Here is a 13,425-nt window from a genome sequence, read left to right on the forward strand (position 1 = left end):
GTAGTTGTAGCCGACCTGGCCACCGCCGGTGAAGCCGTCGTTGCCGCGGCTGCCGCCGAAGGCGAGCACGCCAGCGCGGTTACCACCGGCCGGGCCGGCGAAGATCGCGTTCTGCGGCGAGACGCCGACGACGGTGGCGCCGCGGTTGTCGTTGGCATCGAAGCCGTAGCCGGCGTTGATACCGAAGTACGCGCCCGTCCAGGTGAACACCGGAACCGGGGTGAACACCGGCGGCGGAGCGCGACGCGGAAGGTCGGCGGCCGAAGCGGCAGCGGTGAGAGCCGTGAAGGCTGCGAGGGACGTAAGGATCTTGTTCATATCTAGGGTACCGATCGGTATGTCTGGTTGACGGACAAACTACCCTTTTCTCAGCGAGTAGATGTAGCGTTCAGGACACACCGACGATCCCTATATTCTTATCCAAACATGCTCTCTCATCATTGGGGCGTGTCCTTCTTGAGCGCGTCTTCTCATAAGCCTTTGATGCGAGGGCGAGCTTGTCGCTCGGGCGTGGCTTTCTCAGGCTGCGCCACAGGCGTTACCCCCAGAGTTAACGCCCGACCTGATGACCGAGAGGCATGCGCATTGAGACGTCGTTTCAGGCGGTCGCCGGGTCGGCTCCCGTCATGGCGGATAGATCCCCCGAAACAGGTCTCCCAGTGCTCTGTGCTGGAAAAGCGTTCGCCACCGCCGCCGTTGATACTCCGACCGTCCGCAGCCCTCGCAAGCTCCACCTGCCCGCCCGAAGCGGATTGTGGCCGAGAGCTGTGGCCAGTCGATCGGGTAGAAGAAGCGGTGCTCGGGGCGGATCGGCATTCGGTGGCTGTCCAGGGCAAGGCTGCGGCGTCCCTAGGCCCCGTGAAGCCTCTGTGCCCTGCGGCTCCTGATGCCGATCGTGGGAGCTTACCCTTCAACCTCCGTCGCCTTCGAAGGTGTCGGCATACTACCCCTGAAGTACGGCAAGGTTAGCGCGGCTCTCCATACCCCCGATCCGATGGTTGCGGCTAATATCTCGCATGGTGGCAGCAATGGCATGGTTGCCGTCCAATTCGCACTGCTCCGCGATCTCGGCGAACTCACAGGCAAAGCCTTCGTTCACTGCGATGCAAACAAGAAGCGCGTCCATCAGGTCGCAATTACTTTTTTTAGTATACAAGATCTCTTACTGTTCGAAACTTATCCGAAGCAGATGAATGGAGTTCGCCCGGGCAACGACATCAGATGATAGCATGCCTCGTTAGCTTCTTCAGGCCTGATGCTGGTCAAGCTTCATCCCCCCTCAATTTCCGCCAACGGGGCGGCCAGTGTGCACACCACACCGTCCGGTTGGTAGCTCAATTCAACACGGCCGCTGCTACCGCCCGACAACCCACGTTGGATCAGTCTCGATCCGAACCCGGCGCGGCTCGGGGGCGTGACGAGAGGCCCACCCCGCTCTTCCCAGCGTAGATGAAAAGTCGGTGGTCCCGCCTCGTATGCGACCCGCCACAACAGCCGCACGGAGCCCGCCGGATCCGACAGCGCCCCGTACTTGGCCGCGTTCGTTGCCAACTCGTGCAACATCAACGTGAGCGACATCATCGCCGTCTCACCGACCGCGACCGGCGGTCCTTCAATGCGGAACCTTCCTGGCTGCCGGTCGTCGTGCAAGCCGAGCGCCGCCTCGGCTAGCGCGCGCATCTCTGCGCCACCCGACTTGGTGTTGATCAGGATGTCGTGTGCCCGGCCCAGCGCGATCAGCCGCGCTCCAAGGGTCTCGTTCGCTGAGGTTAGATCGGGAGCCGAGCGCATCGTCTGCGCGGCGATCGCCTGCACGATCGCCAGCACGTTCTTCATGCGGTGGCTCAGCTCGTGATTGATCGTCTGCTGCTGCTCCTGTGTCCGCCGGCGCTCGGTCACATCGGTGACGGTGATAACCGCGCCAGACACTACCCCCCCAGCGTGGAACGGCATGTTGGTGCATTCCACCGGCACCGGTTCCCCGTCCTTGCGGAAGAATACGGTCGCCTCGCCCAGCAGCGGGGTGCCCTCACGAAGGGCGTTGACAAACACGCATGCCTCCGCCGGGAAGAACGCGCCGTCCTCATGGTGGTGATGCAGCGTGTCGTGGAAGTTGCGGCCGCACAGCTCGTCAGGCGTCCAGTCAAACAGTCGCTCGACCGCCGGGTTGGCGAACACGATCGTACCATCTGGGTCGAGCCGGAACACTGCCTCGCTGACGTGGTCGGTCACGGTCCGCAGCAACGCACTCTGCCGCTCCAGCGCCAGTTCGGTCTCCCGCTGCGGGGTGCGATCGCGCAGGATCTTAAGAAAGCCGATTACGGCACTTGCTTCGTCCTTGAGCGGTGCCATCTCGCCGCTTGCCCAAAACCGCTCCTGGTTCTTTCTCACATGCCAGCGCTCGTCGATGCCGCGCCCCACTGTCAGGGCGCTGTGCATCTCCTGGGCAGGTATGCGGTCAGCCCTGTCTTCCGGGGTGAAAAACCGGTCAACAGTCTGGCCGACCATCTCGTCGGCCGACCAACCTAAAATGTGCTCGGCGCCCGCGTTCCAAGTGGTGATCTTACCGTCGAGATTGGTAGCAATCATCGCGTAATCGGTCGAGCTTTCCACGATCGCCCGGTAGCGAGCCTCGCTGGCGGTGAGCGCCGTCCGCGCGGCCCGCGCGGCCAGGACGCCCTGGGTCACGTCCTCGGCGTAATGGATTAGGCTGACGATTTCACCGCCGGGCCCGAGCACTGGCACCTGAAGGGGGCGCCAATGCCGTTCCTCGAACACACCGTCCGGGCGACGAATGTTGTAGTGCAACACAGGCATACGGTCGGGCTGGCCGGTCCGCATCACTCGGTCGAATGACGCGCACAGGTCGCGGGTGCTGTAGGCCTCCGGTGCTGTTGGATCGTCGGGGAACACGTCGAAGATCGAGCGCCCCATGATCGCGGCACGCTTGGTCATGGTGGCGTGTAGGTAGGCCTCGTTGACCCCAACGATCGTGTAAATCGGGCCGTCAGGGGCGAGTAGCAAATACGGGTTCGGGGTAGCCTCGAACAGTTCGAGCGTAGGACTGTCGGGTAAGGTACGGGTCTCAGTGGTCGGCTGAGGTTGGTTCGTTCGATCCATCGATTCCCCGGCGCACTGCATCGTCGGGCTGCCCCGCCACGGCAATGTCCTGCTGCGAGCACCGTGGCTAGTTTAGCCTAGTCCACCGAACTGTTCTATCGTGGGGTTGGACCCAATTTGCAATTGCGGCAGCCACACTACCCTTGTGGCTTCTCCTACAACTTCTAGGACTATCGATGGGGGATCGGCCCCCCTATCAGATCCACCATCACCGCGGGTGGCTAATGCCCCGTTTACGATCCTGCTAGCTCGGCCCAAACGCTTCGTACAGCTCGTTCCGCGTCATGATCCGGATGGTGCGGCAATCATCGCAGAGCCGAAGTGTCGCCACTACGCCGGGGGGTGGAGGTGGGCTCACCAGTTTGCAGTCGGTCGCAGGATCATCCCCGCAAACGCTACACCCGTCCTCACGGCCGGCCGCGGTCAGTGCCTGTCGTGTCACGGCAGCCTGTCGGGGGTTGATGCGCTCTAGCGCCTCGAACCACTCGGCGCTGTGTGGCTTTGCGAAGATCGTCATTCCGTTTCAACGCACACCAAACCGTTTCGCACCTGAAGCTCACGCCTCTCGATCATTGGGTAGCATGACAGGCCGTCGAGGCGAGTTCTCATCCACATTCCGACCTCCCCCCAATCGGCATTCACACTTCTAGGGTGGCGCGTTTTCATACAGCCTGGGTCGAGCGCGGACGGCCCAAGCCGTCAAGCTTGGGTTGTGGACTTAACTTTACCGATCACGAGATTTGCGATCTGCGTACGAAGGGCCTCGACCTCGGCGTGCATCACGCCAGCATCCACTGCCACCTCGACGAGGAGGTCCTGCGCTTCGGCAAGCTGCGCGCGCAGTTCCGCGTTCTCGGTTGCGAGCGCCAGGATCACCGCCGCCGTGTCGTCGCTCATCCTTCTGCAACCTACCTGATCCACTATGGGCGCCGCTGCACCCGCAGCCAGCAGGTCGCCCCCGATCCGCTGCGGCGGCCCTGCTTTCCCACCCCACAGCAGGGCCGCCTCCCACAGACCCGTCGATCCGCCTACAGCGTGCCCTCCGGTTCCGATGCCGGGTCGACCTCGCACGTACCTCACATCGGACCTGGTTGCGAAAGGCTAAGCCGAAACGCGGCGATCAGGCGTGCTGGAAGTCGGCCGGCACCTTACCGCCGTTCTCAGCGAACTTCTGGACCACCTGCTTGTGCAGCCAGACGTTCATCGTGGCCGAGTCGTCCTTGTCGCCGGTGTAGTGCAGCTCGTCGGCGAGCTGCTTGCGGGCGGTCAGGCTGCTGTCGAGGTCGAGCAGCTTCATCAAATCCACGATCGACTGCTTGTAGTTGAGGGTCTCACCCTTCTTGGCCGCCATATCGCTCAGCACCTGGCCGACGTCGACGCTCGTCTGAGGGCTGCTCGACGAACCTGCAGCGACCGGTGAGGGCGCACCAGCCATCGCAGGAGCTGACGCGCTGCTAGTGGAAGATCCGGCGCCGCTAGCGCCGGTCGAAGCCGCCGATACGTTTGGGGTTTCAGAAGCATGAGGTTCTGCAGCCTGCGCACTCGCGCTGCCACCAAAGATTTTCGACATGATCGAACCGAAAATGCTCATTCCATCCTCCATCGCGTGAACCCAAGGTGGGATCAAAGCGCTCGGTAACGGCGAGGTGATCGGCAGCGTTCCGATCGATCTTCAGGGCGTACCAGTGCTAACGAAGCGCGATGGGACCCATCCCCGCTGACAGGGGCCGGTGTATTCCCGGCTTACCGGGAGAACGGCGGTGGTACGGCAGCCGAGCAGATCAGAGCCGTAGACAATGCCGGACCATCCTCCGAGACGTTCGCAAACTAGGACGGGCTCAGCCTCGCGAAGGCGGTCAATTTCCTTGAAGGGCTCGTTTTCACCCGGCCCATTTCGGACAGAGATAGTTCCCTCGACCTGATCGGTCAGACCCGCTACGCGCCCTTGCGTTGGACAAGCGTCCTTGCCGATCTCTCCTGGGATGACGATTGGAACGGCAAGAGGCGCCTCTTCGGCGCGGGCAAAACCTGGAATGGCCAGGGCAGTAAGGAGAAGCAGCGCGCGCATGTGGTAGGCCTTCAAGCAGGCCATAAGCCGGCGCCGGCGGTTCCTGTTCCCCGCTGCATCCGACCTTCATGCGATCACCCGGCCCGAGGCTTCACGGGCAAGGCGCAGGGAACTGGCCCGCACTAGCCTGTCGTCATGTGCTCTCGGTGCTGGGCTACCTGTCGGCGTTCGCGACCGCCGCTGTCGCGCAAACGTCGAGAGGCCTGGCGTATATCAGATCATCAGCCGCTCCGCAGCATCGGTTCAAGGTGTCCGTTTCACATCAGGCTCTATAGTGAACTCGCTTGCGATCGTGTCGTAGACGCGTGTCAGCCAATCTTCCGCGATCCGTGCCCGTTCCTCAGCCGCCTTCACTTTCTCGTCTGCCGCCTTCAGCAAGGCGTCGGCACGGCTCTGAATTTCAGCAGTGCGCGCCTCAGCAGCCCGAACCCGCTCAGCGGCGTTGCGGACATCCTCGCGGACGCGATCGAGCACCTCCTGAACGCGCAGTTCCTGTTCTTGAGCCTGAGCCTCGATTTCGCGAGCATGGTTGGCCGCATGCCGAACCCGCTCAATCAGCTTCGACCAGTCCTTTGATGAGGAGAGAGGCGTCGGCAGTGATCCGTCGCTGATGTCTTCAACGGGCTCAACAAGCCGCACCACTTTGGCTGGACTTGCTTTAGGTTCAAGATCTTCAACAGGAGCGTCTAGAGCTGACAAATTCTGCCAAAGGTACTTCGTTGCCGGGTTCATGATCCTCCCTTTCTAAAGGCACTTGAGGCCTAATTCGAACGAAGGCCTTCGATTAACGACTTGGTTAGGCGCACTACCATTCAATCAACGTTTCAGCGATGGGCTTCTGGAGGCAAAATGAAAAGCGGAGAGGGTGTTTCCCAGACAGCACACTAGCCGCTTATACCTTACTCAAAGCAGATTTAATAACTTTCAGTTATTGATAATGCAACATGAGTTAATTTGAAACCTGTTTCATCAATAGCGGCCATGGCGCATCGTATTCTTTGAGCAATCGCACCACGAGGATCAGAGCTGTAAGCTTCTCGGCCGGAATGGGGTATTCTCCGACTTGAGCATATCTGACACGTGCAGCGAGCGCCGAGCCCAAGCGCTGAACTTCGCGACTTTCGCCGACAGGTCATCTTGCATCGCTGCCACGGTCGATTTGTCGTCCATTTTCGTCCTTCCACGACACGGCTCAACCGGTCCTGCTTAGCTTTCGGATGTCAGACGCAGCTTTATCGCCTGCGCCATTCGCCAACTGTCGGCAGCCCTTCTGTCTTCTCCGGCCCTCTAAATTCACAGGGTAAGGAACAGGAGTACTCGTGCCCTGCGGGGATCTGCACCCACCCCCTGATTGACGCGGCGCGGCACCGCGCTCGGGGGATCGGGCGAGCCGCAGCCAGGCACACCACTCCCGCGACACGATGCAGACCACGTTGGTATCGCTACGGAAGCGAGCGAGGCGGCGTTCCTCGACGGTGAGGAGGCCGTGCGTTCGAGCCTCACGGATCGCATTCCGCACCATCGTCTCGGATACGCCCGCAATCGCGGCGATGTGTCCGACGGCTAGACGACAGTCGCCCCGCTTCGCCACCTCCACTGCGATCACGGCGAGCACCGCCTGCTCAGCCAGGGTAAACCGTGCCGCAATGCCCGGTGGAAATCGCCCGGAGGCCGCCCAGCGCCGTCGGCGGGCCATTGAGGCATCCGTGCGCGGCCGGGAGCCTACGGCCTTCCTGGGGCCTCCTGCGCGCGCCTCGGGCAGGTTTTCCTCAAATCTGGGGGAAACCCTCCGAGCCTCAATGACAGTGGCCAGCGCTTCCACCTCGGCTTCGGACAGGTGTCCCTCGCCAAACGCCTTCCACAATGCGGACGCGACGGCCGGCAACGCGGCGCGCGGAGCCGCCTCCGCCTGCCGGCGGATCTCGTAGGCATAGTTCATCAGTCACAGCCCTGCTCGGGCCGCGTCAAAGCAGGGGGCTCGGCGTGAACCGTCCCCGGCAAAAGGCAAAGCGCCATCGTTTCGGGAAGCGATCCCGATTGACTCCCGGCGGGAGCTATGATGTCTGGGGGGCACACCTGCGGTCCCCGGACCCCATTCGATTTCGACGGCCCTGCATTTGGCGATGCGGGGCCGTTGGCGTTTTGGGCTTAGGTCTTTCTCGCGGCCTTGGTCCCTTGTCTCTGCCGGCTCACGACTCGCCACAGGGCGCGCAGAAGCCGGACATGGCATGTCGGCCGGGTGACACCGTTAAGTCAACGTTGCGGAGTGGATCGTCACTGGCGTCGTTGAGGGTTGATGCAGCCGACATCGAGCATGGTACGAGAGCAGGCGTCCGGCCGCAGGGCTGCGTCGTCCCTAATCGCGATCGGATCAGCCAATGCGCCGCTTAGCCCTTATCGCTTATTGCCTCTCCGTTTCCGTCCCGACCGTGGCAATGGCGCAGTCAGCAGCCAAGCCAGCTGCCCCGACTGCCACGCTCGATCCTGCGACGCTGAAGGCGGCGCGCGAGGTCGTCGCGCAGATGCAGGGGGATCGTACCGCGCTGCTGAACGCGATGGCGGCACCCATGGTCGGCATGATGCAGCAGATCGGGGTCAAACAGCAGGATCAGGCCCAGGCCCTGGTCCAGGAGGTGGTGCTGCCCACCCTCACGGCACACTTCGACGAGCTGCTGGACATCCAGGCACGCGGCTTCGCTGGGGCCCTCGGCAAGGACGACCTGCAGGTTATCGCCGCGTTCTACGCTACCCCAACCGGCAAGCGCCTGGTCGCTGCCCAGCCCCAACTCGCACAAGCCCAGCTCGTAGGAACGCAGCAGTGGATGCAGTCGGTGACACCTGAGATGCAGGGAAAGCTGACCAAGGCGATCCAGGCCCACGGGTGGGGATCGGCCGGACCGGCGAAGCCGCGCTGACGGCATGGTAGCGAGGGCGGCCGCACCGGCATGATCCGATCCGAACTGGTCCAGCGCCTCGCCGCTGCGAACCCGCAACTCTACGCGAAGGACTGCGAGGCCGTGGTCGATGCCATCATAGGCCGGATCGCGGACACCATCGTGGCCGGCGATCGGGTTGAGTTGCGCGGGTTCGGGTCTCTCACCATCGTTGAGCAGCAGGCAAGGATGGGCCGCAACCCGAGATCCGGTGCGCTCGTCTCGGTCCAGGCGAAGTCGAAGCTGGTCTTCAAGACCGGCAAAGAGATGCGAGACCGGCTCAACCCGAAGGCGCGGCTGGTGGCGCCGTGAGCGACGACCCCTTCCACGAAGCCGTCGAAGCTCTCCGAGCGCTCGGCCTGTATGTCGAGCCAACCGGCGACGACCTCAGCCTGTGGCTCGTGAATGGCGAGGAGATGACCGATGCGGGTCTAATGAAGCTTGCCACGCTGCTGAGCCTTGTCCCCGGGTCGGTGACGATCCAGTGAGTGGCAGACACGGCAACTCGTCCGTCGGCGGCCGAGCACTCGAAGCCCTTCGAGCCGTTGCCCTCTACCCGCAAGGGATGCGTCTCACGGCCCATCCGAAGGCGATGCACACTCTTGCTGATCTCGGCTATGTCGAGGAACGACCCGCTCGGTGGCCAGGCGCGAAGCCGCTAGAGCATGCATGGTTCATCACCCACACCGGGCGGGAACTCTTGGCCGTGCTAGGAGGCGGGGATCGCGGATAGCTGGTAGGACGCTGGCGGTGGCCGACAGCCGGGTTGCGCCGCCCGCTCGTGCCCCTATCCCCGCCGGCTCACCTCCGGCGAGACCCATGGCATCACCTGCACCAATCCGACTTCCGCTCGCCTTGACCTTCCCACTGTTGGAACGTTTAGGCCCGGCCTCCATCAGGATGATGTTAGGGTAGGAGAACAACATGCGGCACGCTTCCGGACTGTTGGTGGCAGCGTTCGCGGTGGCACTAGCTGGAAACGCGATGGCCCAGGGTCACGATCACATGCACATGGGTCATTCTTCGAAGGATAGCGCCGACACACCTGCCACGCGCGAGTTCAAGGTGTCGCATCAGCAGATGATGAAAAACATGGCCGTACCGTATACGGGCGACCCGGACGTGGATTTCCGCCTGCAGATGATCCCTCATCATCAGGGCGCAATCGATATGGCGAAGGTCGCGATGCGCCGCGCCAAGAACCCCTGGAGCCGTCAGCTCGCCGAGTCGATCATCGTGGAGCAACAGCGCGAGATTGATCAGATGCAGGGATGGCTCCGAAGCCACGGCGTGACTACCGCCTCCATCGGCGATCCTACCCACACCATAGGCCCGAATTCGTTTCGAAGCCTGCCGTTGGAACCTGGCACCCGCGACGAGGCTGCGGGGGCTACTTGGGTGCCGGGATCTGGTGCTCCCTTGCAGTGAGCGTCTGGACCGGTCCAGCGGTCATACCGACTGCTTGGCATGATCTCGGGTACCGCTGCGTCGCCCTGATGATCAACGCGCGCCGTGTCGCGGCGATCGGCGACACCTGGATCCGGTACGGGAACCAGACCTTCCGCCGGGACAGGCCGGGGCGCCCCGTCGGCGTGCCGGTGTGGAATGTCAGGCGGTAGGGTGCGGACACGAAGAAGCCCGCCGCGGCTGGTGCCGGGCGGGCTAAGGTGATGTCAGGGCCAGAGGAACCCCCTCGATGGCTGGGTCGTAGGGCGTACTGGTTAACGGAGAACAAAGAAGCCTAACGCGCGGTTCTCCAACCGGATTAGATGGAGGGTTGGATGGAGCCGCAGGTTTGGTTCGAGGAGTGGTGTCGTACCGAGCGCGACTCCTCGGCGGCCATATTAGCTCGGATGGAGAAGGGTGAGATACGGACATATGCCACTGATCCACGCGGCGAATTGCTCGATGTGTCTCTGCAGATGATGGCCGCCAAACGATCATCGATCGAAGAACTCGACTCGATCATCGCCAAGATAGACGCTGAGAAGCTGTAAGCAAGAAAAAACTAGCGCAGCAGATGCTGGCGGGCCTCAGGTATGGCTCAGCTAGCAGAGACCGGCCTTATGGAGTAAACGCCCCAAGGGCATTCGTGGTAAGCTTGAAGTCGAGCCGAAACAGCGCCTCGCCGGCTCCGTTCGTGACCTCCATCAGCCATGGCTTCCCATCACGCCGCCGATCAGCATCAGCTTCAAGCAAAGCGCTTGCTAATAGCATGGCTTGCCGACGCGCTGCACCAATGTCAGCGAGAAACATTCCATCTCGATCCAGAGTACCGTCGCCGTCATGGACATTGAAGTGATAATGGGGCATCGGGCGCTCAGCAGTGATAGGCGTGAGCATACAGGGCTCTCAGTCGCAAGTGCCTGTGATCAGCTGGCGATACCTGGCAAGGGGCTGAAAAGCTTAAATGTTCCTGCCTCACCCCATAACAAGCATTATATAGCCCGCACGTTAAAGTGATTTCTTGGGCCGCAACTTCTTCATTTCGCCTCAGTAGCGATAATAAATGCCGGATCATGTGCCTTAGCTCCTACCGTAGCAGTCATGTACCGACGAAAGTCAGAGCTGCCGAGTAGACGGCGTGTCCGTCCTCATCCGTCACCACAACCGTGATGATCTGGCGCTCACCATCCTCTGGGATCTCGTACACCGCTATGGCCGGCAGCAGGCGCTTGGCCTCCAGCGCCGCAGCCTGCAAATCCGCGCAGACGACGCCCCCGTCGTCTCGCTGGTGCAAGCCATTATGGATGCCTGGAACGCCTCGTCTTTAGTCAGGCGCCGACTCGGCACTCAGGGTGCCTTGCGCTCCCGAACCCGGATGCCGGGCCCTCCGCCATTCTTGGGGGTGAATTGAACGCCAGCAGTCATGATCGACGGTCCGCAGCTACGACAACCATCATCGCCGACAGAGCGGCGAACGCACAGTCCTCAAAGGCGTACTCCAGCCCGGCAGCCTCAAGCAGCCAATTGGCTGTGACGAGTACGACAGCCACTGCAATCGCTAGCAGCCGGCCCTTGATGAGGTTCATCCGCGCTCCGCGATCGAACGGAATGGAACGACGTGGCGGGCGGGATCGGTCACGGCTTCGACGTGCCTTTGCGGAAGCCGGCGAAGAAGCGCGATAGGCCGTCGAGGTCGGCGTTCGGTAATGCCACCGCGGATTTAGGCTCCACCACCGCAGCATCAGTGTCGGGCGCCAGACCATACAGCGCCTGCGTCAGAAGGGGCGGCCAGTCGACGCCATAGTCATGCAGCAGTCCGGCGGCTTTCGCGAGCGCACCTGCTTGGTCGGCGGGGACCGGGCGGCCTGCGATCTGTGCGTCGAGGACACGATCAGCGAGGGCCGTAGCGAGGCGCAGGACCTCGGATAGCCGTTCGGGGGAGATAACGCCGACGCTCATGGTTGAGATTTCCGCTCCCGGAACTGGATGCCGGCGCCGCCCCCGTTCTCGGGGATGAATTCAAGTACGGGCGATCAAGCCTCTTGAGTCTGGGCCGGTGAAGCGTCGTAGCAGACGCATTCCCGAGTTCCGTCGCTTATGAAGGTGACGCCGGCCGCAGCGAATGCGGCCCTGATCTTCTCGATGTTGGCGCCGGAACTGCGCAGAGGCCCGAACGCAGGATTTTCCATCCGTTGGATCGTGGGCAGGGATAGCCCTGACTTCGAGGAAAGGTCGGCCTGTGACCAACCGACCAAATCTCGCCCCGCCTTGACCATGCCGGCCGATTTCATGTTCTGCGCATCTTTCGTTATATGTAGAGCTTGACGCCTCAGACCTGTTCCATTATGTGTAGCGCATGACGAGTTCGGTATAGACCCTAATTACTTGGGGTTCCCAATGCGTTACGCCAACCTCATTCCCAATTGCACATCGCCCGCAGCGCCGACCCGCGCCTCACCGCCGATGCCCGTCGCGCCGTCATAACCGCGAAGGCCGCCATCGTCGCCTCGACCGAGAGCGCCAAGCGCTTCAACCGCACCACTCCCCTCGTCAACCGGAATGGCACCTTCGACCGCTCCGCCATCATGCGCGCTGCGATCCTCTCGGCTCAGGCCCGCATGGAAGTGACTGGCGACGCCTGGGGCGTGTGCATGTCCTACGCCCTCAAGGGCGCCTGGGCCGCCGCCAAGGCTTCCCGCCTCGTCCGCGCGCACTGAGGGTCGGACCGATGGCCGCCGACCTGATCCGCTCCCCCGCTGTCCGCCTGCTGCACGCCCGGCAGGATCACGCGATCTGCCTCCGCCTCGCCGCCTCCTACCGCCACCGCATTGCGGCCGGCGAAACCGACCAGCGCGAGGCCCATGCCTGGGCGCTTGGCAACGCTCGCCGCCTTCGCCTCGTGGCCGTCGAACTGGGCGGGGTGCACTGATGGTCGCCCTGTCCCGCCGCGGCGTCCTCGGCGCCTCCCTCGTCCTCGCGGCCGCACGGATGCCAGCCATCGCTTCTGACGGCGTGCTACCGGCGATCCGTTGGGCCGAGACCACCGACGCTGCCCATTCCGCTTCGGGCCATGTCGTGGCCGACCTGGCTGCCAGCGGCCAGCCCATGCCCGCTGGGTGGCGCGCCTACCGTACTTCCCTGGCCTATGTCCGCCGGCTGGCCCGCCTCGACCTCTACGCCCTAACGCCGACGACGCCCGAGTCTGCTGCGGCGCCCTGACCCGTGCCGTGCTCGCCTTCACCGGAACCCCGCTACCGCTGGCCTTCTCCGGGTTCGGCGACGAGGCGGACTGCCTTGCTCGGGACGACGCGCTTTTCGCGGCGCAGGGCAGCCTTCCGGTCTGGGCCATCGCCGAGGCAGAAGCCGACGCCGACGAGGGCGCCTAGTCTCCCGTCCCCGCCCCCCGCCATCCCTTCCCTTCCAAACCCCGGAGCACGCCTGTGCCTTCTCTCAGACTGTCCAATCCCTTCCGCCGGGGCGCCGAGCGCCCGTCCCTGAAAGAGCGTGCTGCGACTTTCAGAGAGACCGCCGACCGTGTGATGCGCCGGCCGGCGGTCGGCGACGACCTGGGCCGTCACGCCAGCGTCGCGACGACGGGGCGATACCTCCACGCCCGGCCGTCCGAAAGTTCCGCCCGCTTCCTGGGGGTCGGAGGCGGGCGACGCCTTCAAAGGGCACTCGGGCAGCGGGTTTCTGTAAGCCGTCTGTCTGAAAAGAGGTTGGGCCAGCATAGGCCGCGACAGCTAACCACACAGTGAGCCAGGCTCGATATCTGAACTGTCGGGGTCGGGCGCGTTACGGAATAGAGCGCGCGTTCTCCAGCCGGTCGCAACCCATTGTGTACAATTCAAAACAAGC

Annotated in this window: 21 protein-coding genes and 1 pseudogene; 11 read left to right on the forward strand and 11 right to left on the reverse strand. The window is 63.0% G+C overall.

What is annotated here, in order from left to right:
- A pseudogene (locus tag FV227_RS16715) lies at positions 1–318 on the reverse strand (porin family protein); the annotation flags it as partial.
- A gap of 306 nt (positions 319–624) precedes the next feature.
- Positions 625–816: a hypothetical protein gene (locus FV227_RS29895; RefSeq protein ID WP_147859481.1), complete on the reverse strand. Its 192-nt coding sequence runs from the start codon at positions 814–816 to the stop codon at positions 625–627.
- A gap of 70 nt (positions 817–886) precedes the next feature.
- Between FV227_RS29895 and FV227_RS16725 the strand changes: the two genes are divergently transcribed.
- On the forward strand, positions 887–1,225 hold the full coding sequence (locus FV227_RS16725; RefSeq protein WP_147859482.1) for a hypothetical protein: 339 nt from the start codon (positions 887–889) through the stop codon (positions 1,223–1,225).
- 44 nt (positions 1,226–1,269) lie between these two features.
- Here FV227_RS16725 and FV227_RS16730 read toward each other — a convergent pair whose 3' ends face one another.
- The 5 genes from FV227_RS16730 to FV227_RS16750 all read right to left on the reverse strand — a co-directional run bounded on the left by FV227_RS16730 (position 1,270) and on the right by FV227_RS16750 (position 7,127).
- Positions 1,270–3,120 (reverse strand): PAS domain S-box protein, encoded by a 1,851-nt coding sequence (locus FV227_RS16730; RefSeq protein WP_187274850.1) that lies wholly within the window; start codon positions 3,118–3,120, stop codon positions 1,270–1,272.
- 699 nt (positions 3,121–3,819) lie between these two features.
- On the reverse strand, positions 3,820–4,017 hold the full coding sequence (locus tag FV227_RS16735) for a hypothetical protein (protein WP_147859484.1): 198 nt from the start codon (positions 4,015–4,017) through the stop codon (positions 3,820–3,822).
- A 223-nt stretch (positions 4,018–4,240) separates the two neighbouring features.
- Positions 4,241–4,711 carry a DUF3597 domain-containing protein gene (locus FV227_RS16740; RefSeq protein WP_147859485.1) on the reverse strand — a complete coding sequence of 157 codons (471 nt, stop codon included), beginning with the start codon at positions 4,709–4,711 and terminating at the stop codon, positions 4,241–4,243.
- A 720-nt stretch (positions 4,712–5,431) separates the two neighbouring features.
- Positions 5,432–5,920 carry a hypothetical protein gene (locus FV227_RS16745; RefSeq protein ID WP_147859486.1) on the reverse strand — a complete coding sequence of 163 codons (489 nt, stop codon included), beginning with the start codon at positions 5,918–5,920 and terminating at the stop codon, positions 5,432–5,434.
- 460 nt (positions 5,921–6,380) lie between these two features.
- Positions 6,381–7,127 (reverse strand): helix-turn-helix domain-containing protein, encoded by a 747-nt coding sequence (locus tag FV227_RS16750; RefSeq protein WP_147859487.1) that lies wholly within the window; start codon positions 7,125–7,127, stop codon positions 6,381–6,383.
- A 439-nt stretch (positions 7,128–7,566) separates the two neighbouring features.
- Here FV227_RS16750 and FV227_RS16755 point away from each other — a divergent pair, with 439 nt between their 5' ends.
- From FV227_RS16755 to FV227_RS16780, 5 genes are all read left to right on the forward strand, one after another.
- A complete protein-coding gene (locus FV227_RS16755) occupies positions 7,567–8,103 on the forward strand; it encodes a DUF2059 domain-containing protein (protein WP_147859488.1) in 537 nt (178 codons plus the stop codon).
- A gap of 30 nt (positions 8,104–8,133) precedes the next feature.
- Entirely contained in the window at positions 8,134–8,433 is a 300-nt protein-coding gene (locus tag FV227_RS16760; RefSeq protein WP_147859489.1) for an HU family DNA-binding protein, read from the forward strand.
- On the forward strand, positions 8,430–8,609 hold the full coding sequence (locus FV227_RS16765; protein WP_147859490.1) for a hypothetical protein: 180 nt from the start codon (positions 8,430–8,432) through the stop codon (positions 8,607–8,609). Before FV227_RS16760 ends, FV227_RS16765 begins: the two co-directional genes overlap by 4 nt.
- Positions 8,610–9,045: 436 nt before the next feature.
- Positions 9,046–9,549 (forward strand): DUF305 domain-containing protein, encoded by a 504-nt coding sequence (locus FV227_RS16775; RefSeq protein ID WP_147859492.1) that lies wholly within the window; start codon positions 9,046–9,048, stop codon positions 9,547–9,549.
- Between the two features lie 353 nt (positions 9,550–9,902).
- The gene (locus FV227_RS16780) at positions 9,903–10,118 is read left to right on the forward strand and encodes a hypothetical protein (protein WP_147859493.1); all 216 of its coding nucleotides are present in this window, start codon (positions 9,903–9,905) and stop codon (positions 10,116–10,118) included.
- A 67-nt stretch (positions 10,119–10,185) separates the two neighbouring features.
- Here the strand turns inward: FV227_RS16780 and FV227_RS16785 are convergent, their stop codons facing one another.
- Positions 10,186–10,434 (reverse strand): hypothetical protein, encoded by a 249-nt coding sequence (locus FV227_RS16785; RefSeq protein ID WP_147859494.1) that lies wholly within the window; start codon positions 10,432–10,434, stop codon positions 10,186–10,188.
- A 271-nt stretch (positions 10,435–10,705) separates the two neighbouring features.
- On the opposite strand from FV227_RS16785, the gene FV227_RS30455 reads away from it, so the two are divergent.
- A complete protein-coding gene (locus FV227_RS30455) occupies positions 10,706–10,978 on the forward strand; it encodes a hypothetical protein (protein ID WP_187274851.1) in 273 nt (90 codons plus the stop codon).
- A gap of 10 nt (positions 10,979–10,988) precedes the next feature.
- Here the strand turns inward: FV227_RS30455 and FV227_RS29110 are convergent, their stop codons facing one another.
- The 3 genes from FV227_RS29110 to FV227_RS16800 all read right to left on the reverse strand — a co-directional run bounded on the left by FV227_RS29110 (position 10,989) and on the right by FV227_RS16800 (position 11,858).
- Positions 10,989–11,153: a hypothetical protein gene (locus FV227_RS29110; protein WP_187274852.1), complete on the reverse strand. Its 165-nt coding sequence runs from the start codon at positions 11,151–11,153 to the stop codon at positions 10,989–10,991.
- 49 nt (positions 11,154–11,202) lie between these two features.
- Positions 11,203–11,526: a hypothetical protein gene (locus FV227_RS16795; protein ID WP_147859495.1), complete on the reverse strand. Its 324-nt coding sequence runs from the start codon at positions 11,524–11,526 to the stop codon at positions 11,203–11,205.
- 74 nt (positions 11,527–11,600) lie between these two features.
- The gene (locus FV227_RS16800; RefSeq protein WP_147859496.1) at positions 11,601–11,858 is read right to left on the reverse strand and encodes a helix-turn-helix transcriptional regulator; all 258 of its coding nucleotides are present in this window, start codon (positions 11,856–11,858) and stop codon (positions 11,601–11,603) included.
- A gap of 132 nt (positions 11,859–11,990) precedes the next feature.
- Here FV227_RS16800 and FV227_RS16805 point away from each other — a divergent pair, with 132 nt between their 5' ends.
- From FV227_RS16805 to FV227_RS29115, 4 genes are read left to right on the forward strand one after another with little or no spacing between them, the layout of a single operon-like run.
- Complete coding sequence (locus FV227_RS16805; protein WP_147859497.1) at positions 11,991–12,284, forward strand: hypothetical protein; 294 nt, start codon at positions 11,991–11,993, stop codon at positions 12,282–12,284.
- An 11-nt stretch (positions 12,285–12,295) separates the two neighbouring features.
- The gene (locus tag FV227_RS16810) at positions 12,296–12,496 is read left to right on the forward strand and encodes a hypothetical protein (protein WP_147859498.1); all 201 of its coding nucleotides are present in this window, start codon (positions 12,296–12,298) and stop codon (positions 12,494–12,496) included.
- Complete coding sequence (locus tag FV227_RS16815; RefSeq protein ID WP_147859499.1) at positions 12,496–12,786, forward strand: hypothetical protein; 291 nt, start codon at positions 12,496–12,498, stop codon at positions 12,784–12,786. Before FV227_RS16810 ends, FV227_RS16815 begins: the two co-directional genes overlap by 1 nt.
- Before the next feature lie 8 nt (positions 12,787–12,794).
- Positions 12,795–12,953, forward strand: coding sequence for a hypothetical protein (locus tag FV227_RS29115; protein WP_187274853.1), 159 nt, complete (start codon positions 12,795–12,797; stop codon positions 12,951–12,953).
- Positions 12,954–13,425 lie beyond the last annotated feature (472 nt).

The organism is Methylobacterium sp. WL119, from assembly GCF_008039875.1.
In the GTDB taxonomy this organism is placed as follows: Bacteria; Pseudomonadota; Alphaproteobacteria; order Rhizobiales; family Beijerinckiaceae; genus Methylobacterium.